The organism is Stenotrophomonas sp. 80084_Sma, from assembly GCF_056481995.1.
Genome location: NZ_CM151177.1, coordinates 1,431,589 through 1,446,738 on the forward strand (window position 1 = coordinate 1,431,589; position 15,150 = coordinate 1,446,738).

The window sequence follows — 15,150 nt, forward strand, 5'->3', positions numbered from 1 at the left end:
TTTTATGGCTGGCGGCGGGTGGAAAGAGCAACGGCAAAAGCGGCTAGAGCAAAAGCGTTGTGGAGGAAAGGCGGGTGGGGCCTCGGCTTCCGCCGGGCCCGGTGCTTGGCTGGAAACGTGAGGCGTTTCAGGGTTTGCGTGTTTTCTGCGGTTGCCCGTCAGTTCTACACTTTAGTCAAATAAATGTGTTGTTTTTGAGTTTACATTTTCAGGGCCTGTCGTAACCTGGATTTACAGGAAAGCAATACCGCTGACCGAAAAGGCCAAAAAGGTAACCGCCATGCAAAAAAACACTTTCACCATCGAAGCTGACTACTCCACCAACAGCTGGAGCAGCAACTGGGAGCCCATCGACAACGCGGAATACTCGACACTCGCCGAAGCCGAAGCCGGCATGGAAGATCTGGAGCAGAAACTGGGCTGGCGCAACATGCGCATCGTGGATGAAACGCGTTTTGTTTGGGCCTACGGACAGGAGGGCGAGGATGAAGATGCCTAAGCTCTATGCCATCCAATCCAAGCAACCGGCCCCGCGCCGGTTGTCTGGACCGAAGAAAGAGCTGATCTACGTCGATGCATCCAACGTTCTGATTGAAAGCGATGCGCATGTCCTAGATATGCGAGAGCTTCTCAAGCTCCACAAAGAAGATTTAAAAAAGAGGAGCAATAGCGTTTTGCAGGAGATCGCTCGTGGTTCGTAACCCCTACGCCATCCGACCCAAGCAGCCGGCCCCGCGCCGGCTGCCCACGGTTCGCATTGCCCCGGCCAAGGCGGCCGCATTCCGGGCTCTCGCTCGCCAGCAGGGGCTCACGGCCAGCAGTGCATTGGCTGCCCTGGTGGCCGCCCATGCCGACATCCGCCAGCCGTTCGGGCCCCGGGTCCGTGCCCAGCATGGGCCTGATGGGATGCGCTACGGCGCGGTGCTGCCCGATCCCAAAGTTTCTGAAGAAGTGGCCAAGAGCCTGATCCAAGACGCACGAGCTGCTAGGATCTCGCTGGGCGAGGCGATGCGGCAGTTGGTTGACCGGTGCCTGGAGCAGAGCAGGTGAGGCGGGGAACAAACGGGGGAGGGGAAGCGGCGGCCTGAGGGTCGCCTTTTTTATGTCTGCAGTCTGGCGGACACTGGTTCGGAAGGGGCAGGTGCCCCTTTGATGGGGGCAGGGGTAGATGGTTGGGGGATAGTAGAGCGGTGGCTGGGGCGGAAGCCCCGGCCCATGTCCTAACCTCCCCGGAGGGGGCTTTTCAGGTGCGGCCCCGGGCCGCGTTCTTTTGAGCTCTAGGAGAGAGAAGGCAACGGCAAAAGCGGCTCAAAGCAAAAGCGTGGTGGAGAAAAGGCAGGTGGGGCCTCGGCTTCCGCCGGGCCCAGTGCTGGGCGGGAAATGTGAGGCGTTTCGGGTTTTCGGGTTTTCGGGTTTTCTGCGGCTGCCCGTCAGTTCTGCACTTTAGTCAAATAAATGTGTTGTTTTAGGGTTTACATTTTTATGTCCTGTCGTAACCTGGATTCATAGGAAGGCAATACTGCTGACCGAAAAGGCCAAAAAGGTGACCAACATGAAAAACAATACTTTCACTGCCGAAGAATCCGTCATGATCGACTTGGGGCTGAACCCGGGTTTAGTGGAAAACTATTCCGAAGTCTCCCTGGAGCCCGTCAGCTTCGAAAAGGAAGAGGGCTTCTCTTGGGGCTCTCGCTGGATCGCCGTCCACGAGGCGCACTGTCACAACGATAATAGACTGATGGCAGACGGCCGAGAGTTTGTTGTCACAAAGGCCAACCCGACGTTCAAAACCTTGCTCAACGCTTGGCGTGAGGAGCAGCAACGAGCTGGGTGAGGTGAGGCATGGGGGGAGACAAAAGGCGGCCAGGGTGCCGCCTTTCTTTTGTCTGCTCCCCCGTCACCGCTCACCCCATACGCTCCCCAGCATGGATCCCCTCATCACACCAGACGGCCGTTACCTCATCGTCCGCGGGCGCCTCTGGCGAACCACCAACCCGGGCCTAAGCGAGCCGCAGAGGGAGCGACTGGTCCACGAGCTGATGGACGCCCGGCGTGCCGTGAAGTCAGCAAAAGCCAACCAGGATGGGGAAGCACTCGCCGCCGCACGGCGCGCCGTGGACAGCGCGAAAACGGGCTTGGGCGAACGTGGCCCGGTGTGGTGGACGGACGGGGAGCCGGATTGGAACCGGCACTTGGTGAAGAACTCTCCCTATGCAGGGTGGTTCTACCAACAAGCCAATGGTGAGGCGGAGGCCGGCGAGCTGTAGGATGTGGGCTTAGACCGACTTCCGCCTCATGCGTCAGGGATGCTGTAACCATGGCAAGGATCAAGCCCATCGACTTCCCCGTGCTCCTGGTCGAGTGCGACACAACTGGCGTGACGCGAGATGACCCGATCATTCACATCATGTGCGTGCTGGTCGAGAAGGGGCAGGACGGCAAAGCGCGTCCTGCTGCCATGTATACCGGCTACCAGGAGGTGGCCAGACCTTCCTCGGAAGAGGCGTTCAAGGCACACGGTATCCCAGATGAGCGGCTGAAAGGGGAGAGCCTCGACGTGGAGCAGATCCGCGGTCTGATCGCCCAAGCCGGCTCCATTGTTTCAAGGAGCCCACGGTTCAACGCCAAAAAACTTCACGCGCTAGTGCCCGAGTGCTTGGAGAAGCGTTGGTTCCCCTATCCCCACAGGATTCAGAACTGGCGCTGGGAGCATTTCCCGGCCGTGGCTCGCATGGCGATCATGTGTGGTGAGGTGGAGAACGACGGCTATGGAACCATCTATCACCTGTCCGAGCTGCTAAAAATCGAGGCAAGCTCATACGAGGTGGTGTTTGACGAGGACGGGCCGCCGACGCTGACCGTCAAGTTCGGGAGGCGCAAGGTGCTGGAATGCTTCCCCGAGGCCTTGCTGAAGTGTGTAGAAGGGGATCGGTTCCGCTTCCATGGGAAGGAGGGCTACGACTTCATCACCGCCTACTGCGACTCGGGCGATGCCTACCGTGATCGCGCCTTCCGCTTGCAAACAACCCCCTCGAACCTGGCGCTGTCTGGGACGTGGGCCTACCTGCAGAAGATCAAGGGCAACGAATACCTCATTGGTGCATAGGCCAGCATTTCGCGCCGAGCGTTAGCCCGTGCTCTCGTTTACCAATCGCGCCCAGACAGTCTGTAGAGATCTAACCTCATCGCTCCACGCCCGGTATTCGTCCAGCGGCATCGGGGCCTCCAGGCCGCGCTTCACCCGCTCCAGGTATTTGCTCTTCCGGGCCATAGCCCCGCGATACGCCAGCTCTGCTTCATCCAACCGGTCAGCCCGCTTAGCGGCCTTCAGCTGGGCCAGCCGCCGAACCGAATCCGGGTTGGTGGACAGCACTTTGGGAGCATGAGGCAGCAACGGGCCTCCGGTCATCGGGACGCGCTTGTGGTTACTGACAGGGTCCATCACTCGGTGGCGCCAGCACTCTCTCCACTCGTTTGCATCGAGCGGGCCGCCGCCTGGCACGTCCAGCTGCACGACGATCCCGTGGTCTTCAATCAGCGACCACACGGCCCTCAGGAACGCGTCTACCGGCACCCGCAGAAGCGTCACCTGGCCCTCTGCCAGCACCTCGCCCCCGTCCCGCATTCGTAACGCCAGCAGGGCCTCGCTCAGTGCCAAGGCATCGCCTGACCGGGTGCTCCAGCCCACCAGGCCTAAGCTCTCCCCATCCATCTCACCCGACCAGGCGTAGACCCGGAAGCGGGGCTTTGAGAAACGCGCCGACAGGTGGGAGAGCACGCGCTCGCGCTTGGAGTGCCGGCTCAACGGCGTGAGGTGGTTCTCTGCATACAGCAACGCAGAGCGCCGCCGCTCCGTCAGCAGGGCAACCCGGTCAGGGGCCGCTGACGCTTGCCAGTCCGACCAGCTAACCACGTCTCGCAGTCCCTTGGCAGCAGCGCAGGAACGGCAGGCAGGCACCCAGTTTTCGACCACGGAAGTTGGCCCTCCCAGTTGCGCAGGCACCAGCGACGTAGCCGTCCAAGACTTGGGAGAGGACAGGTCCAGAGGAGCGGAGCAGAACGCGCAGGCGTTGCCGAACTCGGACAAGACAGCTTTGCGTTGCCAGCCGTTGGCCTTGCCTTCCAGCGGGGCATCCGCTCGGGCGATGGCATCCACAAAGGGGGCAAGGTCAAGCACGGCGCACCTCCGACTCGTTCAACTAAGCCCCGGCACCCGGATTCCCAGGCAGGGGCAGAGGGGGAGCGCAGGAACCTGAAAAAGATTTGGCTAAAACGCTTTTCCGGGCCTGTCGAACCGTCCCAACAACCGCCGATCTCAAACCAACAACCCGCTTCTCCGATCCGTTCCCAGGCCAGCACTCAACCCGCAACCGCTGATCGAAAGCCGGGGGACAGCGAACGAGAGCAAGGTCAGCCCGCTTGACTAAAACGGATTGACTCAAGGCTTTCCAAGCACCCGAAAGGGAAGCAAGAACCGCAGCACTCCACCACCCGAACCCCCAAGCAGAGTTGACTAAAACGGATGGAGACAGGGCTTTCCGAACACCCCGGCAGCGTGACTGAACCCAACCACTTACGCGATCCCATGCTGGCCTCCGCTTGACTAAAGCGAACAGGGGCAGGGCGCGGGAGTGGGGAAAACGGTGGTCCCGGATTTTTGAGACAGGGGGGACGGAGTCGGTGGGGAGGTGGGGAGCTGGCTGGGTGGGGAGGAAGGCTGCGGGGGCTGGCGAAAACGTTTTTGAGCGGCTGAGCGTGGCGGGAGTGAGGGGCACTGGGGTCTCCGGGTTCGTTAAGGGTTGGGACTTTCCTTTACTTCTACCCCTGAAAACCGGAAGAGCAAGATCGGTGGAACGAAAACTGGGGGGAGGACTGCGGGGAAAGAGATTGGCTGCCCATTCACCGTTCAAGGTTTACCGAAGGGTGAAGGGAGTAGGCCATACACAAGTCGCACTGAAGTGTTTTTCCGGCTTGGCTAGAAACGCGCAGCGTTTCCACCCATCCAAGCCTTGCGGCGCCTTTCTTTTAGCCTTGGCTAACAACTTGGCCAACAGTTCGGCTGAAAAATGGCCGGCATCCCAGCAAAACAGCAGAAAAACGGCTTAGCCCACTTGCGCTTCCAAAAACTCCTGCTAATCCATTGGGTATGGATTTTCATTGCAGGGGGTTAAGTGGGTCGTCCGTCGCTTCTAACCAAATCTTTCAGCATCGCTCCCGATGAGTTGGAGAGCGCGCGGTATTGCGCGAAAGAGCAAGGCGTTTCCTTGAACAAGTATTTGCGCCTGGCGGTCTTGGAAAAGAACCGGGGCGTGGTTCAGGGGCTGGAGGCGTCCGATGCGTTGGGCGACATCCGAGCCACGGTCCGCGAATCCGAAACGCGGAATGCCCTTGCCCTAGAAAGCGCGCTGGCTGACTTGCGAGCGGAGCAGAGCGCGGCGCTTCAGGCCAACGAGGACCTGGTGGTGAAAACCCTTCAAGCGTTTTCCCAGTTCCTGGCGCAGCAAGAACCCGACGCCGAAACCCTCTCCAAGCAACCGGCCACCAAAGCAGCAAGCCGTGGGCCGGTAGCCAATCCGGCGTTCCTGCCTCCCAAGCCCTACTAACCCCTTTCCCAACTACCTCATAAGGAGGCATACCCATGAAGCGTTTCATCCTCACTCTCACCATCGCCGCGTTGCTGGCTCCGGGGCTTTCGTTTGCCCAGGACACCCCCCAGCCCGAACCCCAGAAGAAGACCGACAAGCTGCGCCTGTTCAAGGCGGGCGGGATTGGCTGCGCTGCCGGTGCAGGCATCGCTCTGCTGACCGGCAAGAAAGACAAGGCCCTGACGGCGTGCGCTGCCGGCGCGGTCGTTGGCGGGGTCGCGTCGTATCGCGCGCAGGTCCAGGAAGCCCAAGCAGTGGCCGACGCTGCCAAGGCTGCGGGGCTGGATGCTCAGGTGCATACCAAGACCGTTGAAGCCAAGGACGGCCAGGCCGAAGCCCTGGACAAGCTGGTCATCCGTTATCCGGCCGCTGACATGCAGCCGGTGAGTGCCAAGACCGCTGCCACGCTGGACAAGCTGGCCGCGCTCCTGAAGGCGAGCAAGGAAAAGCTGACGGTCTCCTTCAGCGGTGCGGACACCGCCGTGTGCCAGGTGCCGGTCGTTGAGCTGGCAAAGCGCGGCGCGCTTCAGAACGCCACGGTCGATGACCAGTGCGGCCGGGGCGATTACGCCATCACGGTTTCGCCGATCCCCGACGTTCGCTAAGCCAACCGAGAGCTGGGGGGCGAAAGCCCCTTGGCTCAAATCTTTTTCAAGCGCCTGGGAGGAACCATGACACCCGAAGAACTCATCAAACAACGCAAGCAGCGCGAGCTGCTCGCCAAAGCAGCACAAGCCAAGACCACCGCGCCCACGGACGCGGAGAAGCTCGTCAGCGATGCGACAAAAGAAAACTTGAAAACCGCAGGCCGGCTGGCTGCAAGTTTTGGCAAAGCCTTGGCAGACAAAACCAAGCAAGCGGCCTCGGTCGCCGCTGAGAAGGGGCGAGAGGCGCAAGAAGCGTTGGCCCGGCGTGCGGAAGAGGCCAAGGCGCGCAGGGAAGCCGAAGCCGCCGAGAACGCGCGCTTGGAGGCCGAGCGCGCCCAAGCGTTGGTCGAGCAAGAAGCGACTGCCCAGCCCGAGCCGCGGGTGATTGAGCCCGAGCCCGTTCAAACTGATTCCGCTCCCGAAGCGCCCGAGCCGGTTGTTGAGGAGGTGGTTCCCGAGCCGACACCAGAACCAGAAGCAGGCCCCGCGCCTGTCATCAAAGAGCCGGTCAGCGCTCCTGCGCCTGCCGTCAGTGAAGCCGTGGACGCAACGCCTGCCGCTCCAGTGCCGGCCGAGCTGGTGGCCCCGTCTGTTCCGAACCCCGAACCGAGCAAGTCAGCTCAAGCCCCGGCACCGGCCCCCAAGGCGACGTCGACCCGGGCCCCGGTGAAACCGGAAGCCCTCAAGGCCAATCCGGCCGGTGAGGCGTCGGCGAAGGCCAGCAACAAGAAGGGCTGGCAACTTCTGGCTGGGTCGGGCGTGGCCGTCCTTGTGCTGGGTGGGGCGTTGGCGTGGTGGACCACTCACCGCTCCAGCGAAACCGCTCCGCTCCAAGACAAACCGGCTGCAGCAGTGACTGCCCCGGCCCCCGTCGCCGTGCCAGTTGCTCCGGTTGTATCCGCGCCGCCCCAGGTCGAGGAGCCCAAGCCCGTGACTGCCCCGGTGGAAGAGAAGGCCGCGGTCGCTGCCCCGGTTGTGGAAGCCCCGGTGCTGGCAGAGCCACCTAAGGCCCAGACCCCGGCAACTGCCCCGGCGTCAAAGCCGGTGCCGGTTTCGAAACCAGCTGCAAAGCCCAAGCCGGCCCCCAAGCCTGTTGCTAAACCCGAGCCGAAAAACGATTGGCAGGACCAAGCCAACAGCGATATCGACGCGTGGGCAGAAAAGATCAGGTGAGGTGCTTGCGCTTATCGAAAGCCTTGCTAGAAAGAATGTGTATCCATGAAAGATGGGAGGAAAAATGTTTGGGTGGTTGTTTACGCAGTATCGAAAGCCCGGAAAGCTCCACTTCGGATCGAAGTGGCTCAACCTGCATGGGCGATTTTTCATTGGTAACCCAGAAAGATTTGGGCTCTCCGATTGCCGAGAGAACGTCCTGACCTCGTATTACTACCTGCGGGCGGACCGGAAGATGCCGGTGGCAAACGATGAGGACTTTGATGCCTGGAGGATGGACGGCCTGCGCGCCAGCCAGGTTCGGCACGCCAGCGAAAAACATGTGTCCAAAGCCGGCTTTCTTGTCACCTCCGCCGCGTGCGTGGCCCTTTGCTTTGGGGCATTGGTCGTCAACAAAGTGAAAGGAACACGCCCTTCGCCGGCGGCGATCCAACTCGCGCCCTCGTTGTCGTTGAACGAGTGCAAAAAGAAATGGACGAGCGGCACCATCACGCCTCAGGAAATCGTGGCGTGTCAGGCGCTATCTCAAACCAACAACAACAACAACGGGAGGCACTGAGCATGTTGCTATCGCTGATGGATTGGACGGTCGGTATTGGCCGCAAGCTGTTCAAGAAGGACGATCAAGCGTCGAGCACGCTGGAGCAAATCATTCTGGACGGCAATGACCGCTACGAAAACTTGGTCGGGCGCTTTGACGTGAGCGACCGCGTGAAGAGCCGCGTGCTGGACGTTCCCCCGGAGGACGTAGACATGGCGGTCGAAGCGGGCGCTGTTTTCGACGAGAAAGAGATGGCACTGGTTGTGCCCGAAGAACTGGATCTGGACCAGTTCCATCCGTGGTGGCCGAAGGTTCCGGAGGATCTGCGCAACACCCAGGCCCGCATGATCATCACCAAGGAAGGACGTCGTGCCGAAGGCTTCGTGCTGGGGGACGACATGGCGCTGGGCGGCGACAGCACTGCAACCTCGCTGATGTATCTGGCCTTCCCGCTGATCGGTGCGGTTCAATACTTCTTGGGCTCGCTCATTGGCGCTTTTAGTTACGTGGTGCTGCTGGCCGCGATTCCTTACTTTGTTGCGTTGAAGCAAGCGGAAGGGATGAAGGAAGCCTTCAAGGGCCTGGCCCTGATGGTGCTGCCCGTGCTGATTGCAACCGCTTCGGCGGCGTTGTCGTCCGCGCTCCAAGTGGACGCGGCCAGCATGGGGCAAGCAGCGGTTGACCCGATGAACACGGGAGCGGGGATGATGGCGGTCGCTGCGGGCTTTGCCAAAATGGCGGGCATCGTTCTTCTGATCTTGACCATTCCTGGCCTGCTGTTGTTCGCGGCCTTCCTGAGTGCGGCCTCGCATCCCCACCGGGGCGTGCTGGGCGGAACCGCCGAGCGCTTCATTCAGATGATGAAGTGGATGGTGGTGATCTTGGCCCTGGTGGGGATCGGCTCCCTTCTCCCGGACGGAATGGGCGTGGCCGTGGCGTTTGTGATCGCGGCCATGTATGCCCTGCAGTTCACGGAAGGCAACTTCGTTCAAACGGCCGCTCGCCTCTATCTGCAGAACTTGGACAACAACCTGGCGACCCAGGGGGCCCTGTCCAAGTCCCACGTGAAGGCCCGCGAGCAGCAGGCTGCCGAAGCGTTGCGCGACAAGACCCCGCTTTTGAAGGTGGGTCGAGCGTCTGGTCACCTGAACGACCGCGGCCATGGCTTTGCGCCGGACAAGGGCACGGTGATGATGCTGTCCTGGCGCGACCTGACCCAAGGCCTGATCGTCTACGGGCGTATCGGTTCGGGCAAGTCCTTCAGCGTGCTGCGGCCGTTGGCCCGTCGCTATCGCGAGTCCGCATTGGCCGTAGGACTGCGGAATGAACTGAAGGGGAGCGCCGCGGGCGAGACCGTTCTTGATGCGAAGCGCAGCGGGGGTGGAGCACTCATCCTGGACGCGAAGGACGGCGCCATCATCTCCGATTTGGGCAAGGACGCGTTTGATATCGTCGTGCGCGCAGGCATGTCGGTGGCCCCCTACGAGGGCCTGGAGCCCGATCAAATCACCAAGGCTCTTCGCGGCGCGACCGGTGGCAAGGTCGATGAGAAGTCCAAGCTCTGGAGCGATGGTGGCGACGCCTTCCTCTTCCACACCGGCATCATCCTAAAAGCCGCATGCCAGCATGAGCAGGCCTACCGAAACTTCTGCATCGCCAAGCTGGAAGGGCTGGAGCACGCCCGGTTGATGATGCTGTTGGAGCGGGAAGAGCTGGAGAAGCGCGGCATGGGCTTGGAAGACCTGGAAGCGGCGCTGGCTCGCGTGGAAGAGCAGATGGGCACCTACGCGATCGTAGCGGAGGCTTCCCGAAACTGGTTCTACACCCCATTCCACCATGCCAAGCTGTTGGCGATGGTCGAGCAGGTGGTGCCGACCCCGCGTGGCGGGGAGATTGCCAGCGCTCGCGTGCTGGAGTTGGTGAACTGGTTGGGGTTGGAGCGCCCGGATACGTCTAGCACGGACGAAGAGCGGGAGGCCTATGCCGCCTACTCCCGGGACTACCACAACCGCTTGGCCACCCGGTCCGAGACCGTCCATCCCGACTTGCTGCGTCCCATGTCCCAGCTGCAAAGCTCGTTGGAATGGGCATTGCTGGGCGTTCCCGCAATGCATAAGGAGCAGCGCCAGTCCTTCACGTTGAACTCGCGGGGGCTCATCGAAAAACTGCTTCGGGGTGAAAAGCTCCGGACGGCGGATGACATCCCGTGGCATTCCGTTGAACGTGGGGAAGTGGACGTCTCCCAAGCGCTTTACGGAAAGTTCGTGGGCTTGTTCCTGCCCCCCACGCAGTTCGGCGAAGCGGGCGACATGATGCAGCGGTTGCTCAAGCAGCGTGTCATGAACGGCATTCGGGCACGCGGGGCGCACGGCGACAAGTGGCGCGAAATGCTGCCGGGCCAAACCGACGTGCTGCTGATGATGGACGAGGCGCATTTGCTGCTGACTTCGGACGACGTGCTGCTCTTCAGCACCTCCCGAAGCCTGGGGTTGATGCCGGTGATCGCGGTGCAGGGCCACGACAGCCTTATCAACACCTACGGGTCGGAGAACGAAGCCGATTTGCTGGCCAACACCATGCAATCGGTCATCGCGCTCAACCACTCGTTTGTCACACGCAACTACTTGATGAAGCGGCTGGGCAAGGCTCAGTTGACCACCTTCAAGGAGCCGACGCGTGGCATCGATTTCTCGGGTGGCTTGACCAACTTCCGCCACAGCGTTCTCAACGACCCGAACCACCCCTATGCAGCGGCCTACGAGCAAATGCTGATGCAGGGCGCAGGCCGCTTGAGCGCGCTTCGCGTGGATCCGGCGACGGGGCGCAAATGGCGCGTCGGGGCTGAAGACACGGTGGGCCAAGAGGAGCTGGCACGGGACATCGACATGCCCACAGGGGGCAAGCGGGAGGTCCTGCCGCTCTTCCTGGAAGAGGAATACCCGGCCCTGACCGCTGCACGCGGCAATGCGATTGTCTCGCTCTGCCGGGCAGGCGTGAGCCGCACGGACTTGGCCGAGATGATGCCCAACGACTGAGCCCAAAAAGGGCAAGGCAACCCTTGCCCTTTCCCAAAATCGATCAATGCTGACCTAACCATCCATTTCCTTGAAGGAGGACTTTATGAGCAATGCCCACTTCGACGTCTTCAACGACCTGCTGGGCGCTCGCGATAAACGGCGAGCCAAGCTGGCCGGAGAGCGTCCAAACGACCACCAACCGCAGAAGAAAGCAGTCTTCGACCAGTCGCTGGCGAAGGACCAGGCCGATATCCAGGAGAAGCAACAAGCCGTTTTGGACTGGGCCAAGCAAGCCAAGCCCGACGAGATCACCGACGCACGAGAGCGCTTGCACGCACAGGTGCAGCAGCGCGCTGAAGACGCGCCCAAAGACAAGCACGCCCAAGTGGTGTTCAGCACCGTGGACGAATGGCGACAGAAGCGCCAGCAGAAGGACGGGGGGCAATCCTTGGGGGAAAACATCCCCATGCTGACTGCGGCCCAGCGGCAGCAAACCATCGGGCCTGGTAAGTTGGGCTACGCGCACTACGCCGCCAGCGCGAAGAAGGAAGCAGACTTCATGAAGCGCTATGAGGCGAACTTCGACTGGGACAAGCACGAGGCCCAAGTCCAGAAGAACATCTACCGTCAATGACGGTCCATTCCCCGCGCCGCATCCAGGGCCCTTCGGGGCCCTTTTTGTTGGGCGCGTTCCCTTGTTTGTGAGTGGATCGATCTACCCATAAAAGCAAACGTCAAAAGCGGCGGGGTGGGGGTTGGAAAAGAGAAGAAAGGTTTTGACTAAACATCAAAAGTGTCGATCAATCGAGATTTTCAGGGTTGCCAGTTTTGTGAGATGTGGTTGACTGTAATCAGTTAAACACAACCGGGGGAGGTCCCTATGTATATTTTTGCCGATGCTTACGAGTATGCCGTGGACAATGTGGGGAACCTGTTGATCACTTTGGGCGCGTTTTCGGTGGTGAGCTACGTGGCCGCCAACGTGGCGGGGTTGCTGGCATGATGACGTGGTTGAAGGAGGATTTGGAGCAGATGGATCTGCACACCGTTTCGCTTTTCCTGCAAACCGGGGTTTTGATTGGCGCGGCTTTCATCATCAAGATCGCTTGCTGATTGCCAAAACCGAAAAAGACGGTATGCAAAGGGGATGGAACCCCAACACGACAACCCAGTAGGCAACCCAGGTGGGGGCGATTTCTTGAATCGTCCCCACGAGCCGTTGCTTTATCCCATTCTCCACCCTCTGACGCTGGCCCAGTTCTACGGGAAGCATCACGCGGCCGCCGCTGCCGCCGATGCGCGGGAAGTGTTGGACCTGGCCACGCGGTTCTGCCGAGAGGCCCAGGTTTCCGGGTTGGACACCCAAACCGACGCTGGTTTTGACTGGGTGCTGACCCCCAGCCGTTTCTCCAACCGCATTTCCCTGGAGCTGGGGCAGGGCGGCCACGCCGCATTGCTTCAGGTCGATCCGGACCTGTCCGCTCACCCGCTCGACGCAGCCATCCATGCCGGCGTGCTGGGCCACAAACCCCTGGCCTCCGCCTACGCCTTGCTCCCGGCCGAGCAGCGGGAGGGGCTGTTGAGAGAGCTGAGGGAATCCATCGACCAGGTCCAGTCGAACCGTTCCGCAGCGAAGCAGCTCCAGGCCCTCCGAGCCCTGCCTGAACTGCCGGTGCCGTCTCAGCCGCCTCTGGACATCGCCCAACTGCTCCGGCGGTTTGAGGTCCCCGATGCCCAAGCCCGGTTGGCGGCGGACCACGTCAAGGCGACCTATCGAGAAGCGCTAACCACGATGCATGGTAGCCAGGTGCTGGCAGCAGCCCATGCGCATGCCCCGCACTTGGGGCTATACGGAGCCCCTTGGCAGACGTGGCTTTGCGAGAACGCAACGACCGGGAACCTCGATGGGGTGGAGGCCTGTTTGCGCATGCATGCCGAGCCCAATGTGCCCGACGCCAACGGCGAGACGCCGCTACACCTCGCCGCGCGCCACGGCCACCCCGGCATCGTTCGTCGGTTGATTGAGGCCGGCGCGGACCCCGCCTTGGGGAACCCCCGCGGGGAGACTCCCCTGCATGTGGCGGCCCAACACAAACGCGCGCAGTGCTGCCTGGAGCTCATGGCCGCAGGCGCGGACCCGGGGCAGTTGGATCGTGAGGAGCGCAAGCCGGGCGATGCTCACCGGGAGAAGGCACGTGAGCAAGTCCACGGTCTATGACTGCTGGAGCTGGACGGTTCCGTCGAGTATTGAACCGAGCCGCGAGGTGCGTTATTGGCCCCAGGCGTTGCTCTCCGGTTCGGTCATCGCAGCCCTGACGTATCCGGCCGCGCTCTGGCTGGGCTGGCAAATCCCATCCTCACACTCGCTGATGAACTTCGGTCAGGGACTGACTGGCAGCCTGGCAGCGCTGGGCAACCTTGCCACCGGCACGATCTCATTCCGAGAGCCTGCCGCCGCATTCTGGGAGGTGGCCAAGGAGCAGGCAACGTTTGGCACGTTGGCACGGGTCGGCGTTGCGGCAGGCTTGGCAGGGTGGGTGTCGGCGTGGGTGACCCGACGGGGGTTAATCCCTCGAGCCAACCAGTGGCACGTTTCGGGAGCTCAACTGCTTGAAGGCAAGGAAGCGGTTGCCGAAGCCCGTCGCCGTTCTCTCAGTCCAAAGGAGTCTCGTTCAGAGACGCACGCAGTCTCCATCCACCCGGAATGGATGCGATCAAAGAAGGACTGGGCCCAGCACATGTTCATTTGGGGCGGAACAGGCCAAGGCAAGTCCGTCATTCTCAAGCACATCCTCGCTCAGGTCGTCGGTAAGAACAAAAAGGCGTTCATCTACGACATCAAGGGGGATTTCACGGCCATATTCCGGCGCCCGGTGATCGTCTGCCCGTTTGATAGGCGGAGCTACGTCTGGGACGTGGGGCAAGATGTCGCAACGCAGACACAAGCCTCAGCATTTGCACAGTCGATCATCCCGCCGGAAAGCGGAGCCGGTGCGTTCTGGGCCACTGCCGCTCAGACCCTGTTAGAGGGGTGTGTCCGCGAACTGCAGGCCACCCGGCGACGGGATTGGGGCTGGGCGGACCTGGCTGCGTTGCTCGCCAGGCCGGCCAAGTCCATGTTCGAGGCCATGTCCGTTTACTTCCCTCGCGCAGCGATGCTGATCGCGTCTGAGGACTCCAACACGACCGGCAGTGTCCTCGCCTGCCTGGCCAACGGCACCGCCGTGATTGATCGCTTGGCGACTGCGTGGCCAAGGCGAGACCCGAAGCGGAGCTTCTCAATGGTGGCGTGGATCCAAGACGGATACAAAGGACGCAAACAGCTGATAGTGCAATCGGGGCCGGATCCATTGCTCGCACGCGCGTATATCAGCGCGATGGTCAACATTGCTGTTCCGGAAATCCTGGCATTGAAAGACGATGAGCGAGGTCGTCACCTGGGCTTCTACTTCGACGAACTGACCACGGCCGGAAAACTGAACATTGAACCGCTGATCGCCGTGGGCAGAAGCAAGGGCGTCTCGCTGGTCGCCTGCGTGCAGGACTTGAGTCAGATCCAAGACGTCTACGGAGACAAGGCCGCCCAAGCGTTCGAGTCGATGATCGGCACCGTGGTCTGCTGCAAGACCGCCGGGGCAACAGCGATCGAGCTGGCCGGCAAGATGGGCAAAAGAACCGTGGCTTGGCGCACGCATGACAAGAACGCCACGCTCCACGAGGAGTCGAGGGCCGTAGTTTCCCCCGGCCGTCTGATCGATGATCTAGGACCCAGGAAGGGAAAGCAATACGGCCCTGAAGGGTGGGGCATCCGGGCCATCGTCCAGACCACCGGTGACTTGCTCCTGCTGGACTGGCCTGGCGTGAGTTATCCGAAGGTTCGAGAGGGACAGAAGCGGGCGAAATGGACGAAGCAGGGCGCTCGCCCGGTGGAGCAAAAGCCCATGCCACCGTGTGACGCGCAGAGCGCCGCAGAGGTCCAGCGGGTCTTGAAGATGACCGCCGACCAGGCCGCCGCGGAGCTGCAAAAACGCGGTGCCACGCCGCCGAAGCTCCGCGCCGTTTCAGACGACGAGCTGGAAGCCATCTTCCGCAAGTAGTGGGGTTGTGGAGTCGCTGGGTTTTGGTAG

Annotated in this window: 16 protein-coding genes; 15 read left to right on the forward strand and 1 reads right to left on the reverse strand. The window is 61.5% G+C overall.

Going from position 1 to position 15,150, the window contains the following annotated elements; genetic code table 11:
- Positions 1–280 precede the first annotated feature (280 nt).
- From ACZK3W_RS06725 to ACZK3W_RS06750, 6 genes are all read left to right on the forward strand, one after another.
- Positions 281–499 carry a hypothetical protein gene (locus ACZK3W_RS06725; RefSeq protein ID WP_024957698.1) on the forward strand — a complete coding sequence of 73 codons (219 nt, stop codon included), beginning with the start codon at positions 281–283 and terminating at the stop codon, positions 497–499.
- Positions 486–701: a hypothetical protein gene (locus ACZK3W_RS06730; RefSeq protein WP_024957697.1), complete on the forward strand. Its 216-nt coding sequence runs from the start codon at positions 486–488 to the stop codon at positions 699–701. The genes ACZK3W_RS06725 and ACZK3W_RS06730 overlap by 14 nt, the downstream gene beginning before the upstream one ends.
- Positions 691–1,050 carry a hypothetical protein gene (locus ACZK3W_RS06735; RefSeq protein WP_049452731.1) on the forward strand — a complete coding sequence of 120 codons (360 nt, stop codon included), beginning with the start codon at positions 691–693 and terminating at the stop codon, positions 1,048–1,050. The genes ACZK3W_RS06730 and ACZK3W_RS06735 overlap by 11 nt, the downstream gene beginning before the upstream one ends.
- Positions 1,051–1,552: 502 nt before the next feature.
- Entirely contained in the window at positions 1,553–1,834 is a 282-nt protein-coding gene (locus ACZK3W_RS06740; RefSeq protein ID WP_143578698.1) for a hypothetical protein, read from the forward strand.
- Positions 1,835–1,925: 91 nt separating this feature from the next.
- Positions 1,926–2,267, forward strand: a complete 342-nt coding sequence (locus tag ACZK3W_RS06745; RefSeq protein WP_164089636.1) for a hypothetical protein — start codon at positions 1,926–1,928, stop codon at positions 2,265–2,267.
- A gap of 50 nt (positions 2,268–2,317) precedes the next feature.
- Positions 2,318–3,106, forward strand: a complete 789-nt coding sequence (locus ACZK3W_RS06750) for a hypothetical protein (protein WP_164089637.1) — start codon at positions 2,318–2,320, stop codon at positions 3,104–3,106.
- Between the two features lie 21 nt (positions 3,107–3,127).
- On the opposite strand, the gene ACZK3W_RS06755 is transcribed toward ACZK3W_RS06750, so the two are convergent.
- A complete protein-coding gene (locus ACZK3W_RS06755) occupies positions 3,128–4,177 on the reverse strand; it encodes an HNH endonuclease (protein ID WP_164089638.1) in 1,050 nt (349 codons plus the stop codon).
- Positions 4,178–5,264: 1,087 nt separating this feature from the next.
- Here ACZK3W_RS06755 and ACZK3W_RS06760 point away from each other — a divergent pair.
- The 9 genes from ACZK3W_RS06760 to ACZK3W_RS06800 all read left to right on the forward strand — a co-directional run bounded on the left by ACZK3W_RS06760 (position 5,265) and on the right by ACZK3W_RS06800 (position 15,120).
- A complete protein-coding gene (locus ACZK3W_RS06760; RefSeq protein WP_136191681.1) occupies positions 5,265–5,603 on the forward strand; it encodes a hypothetical protein in 339 nt (112 codons plus the stop codon).
- Positions 5,604–5,638: 35 nt separating this feature from the next.
- Complete coding sequence (locus tag ACZK3W_RS06765; protein WP_164086872.1) at positions 5,639–6,250, forward strand: hypothetical protein; 612 nt, start codon at positions 5,639–5,641, stop codon at positions 6,248–6,250.
- A gap of 66 nt (positions 6,251–6,316) precedes the next feature.
- Entirely contained in the window at positions 6,317–7,465 is a 1,149-nt protein-coding gene (locus tag ACZK3W_RS06770) for a hypothetical protein (protein WP_057502222.1), read from the forward strand.
- A gap of 64 nt (positions 7,466–7,529) precedes the next feature.
- Positions 7,530–8,024 carry a hypothetical protein gene (locus tag ACZK3W_RS06775; protein WP_180860193.1) on the forward strand — a complete coding sequence of 165 codons (495 nt, stop codon included), beginning with the start codon at positions 7,530–7,532 and terminating at the stop codon, positions 8,022–8,024.
- Between the two features lie 2 nt (positions 8,025–8,026).
- Entirely contained in the window at positions 8,027–11,041 is a 3,015-nt protein-coding gene (locus ACZK3W_RS06780) for a TraM recognition domain-containing protein (protein ID WP_164086873.1), read from the forward strand.
- Between the two features lie 85 nt (positions 11,042–11,126).
- Positions 11,127–11,657: a hypothetical protein gene (locus ACZK3W_RS06785; protein WP_164086874.1), complete on the forward strand. Its 531-nt coding sequence runs from the start codon at positions 11,127–11,129 to the stop codon at positions 11,655–11,657.
- Between the two features lie 246 nt (positions 11,658–11,903).
- On the forward strand, positions 11,904–12,026 hold the full coding sequence (locus tag ACZK3W_RS06790) for a hypothetical protein (protein WP_254918208.1): 123 nt from the start codon (positions 11,904–11,906) through the stop codon (positions 12,024–12,026).
- Between the two features lie 195 nt (positions 12,027–12,221).
- The gene (locus tag ACZK3W_RS06795) at positions 12,222–13,241 is read left to right on the forward strand and encodes an ankyrin repeat domain-containing protein (protein WP_164086875.1); all 1,020 of its coding nucleotides are present in this window, start codon (positions 12,222–12,224) and stop codon (positions 13,239–13,241) included.
- The gene (locus tag ACZK3W_RS06800; protein ID WP_164086876.1) at positions 13,219–15,120 is read left to right on the forward strand and encodes a type IV secretion system DNA-binding domain-containing protein; all 1,902 of its coding nucleotides are present in this window, start codon (positions 13,219–13,221) and stop codon (positions 15,118–15,120) included. Before ACZK3W_RS06795 ends, ACZK3W_RS06800 begins: the two co-directional genes overlap by 23 nt.
- Positions 15,121–15,150: the final 30 nt, after the last annotated feature.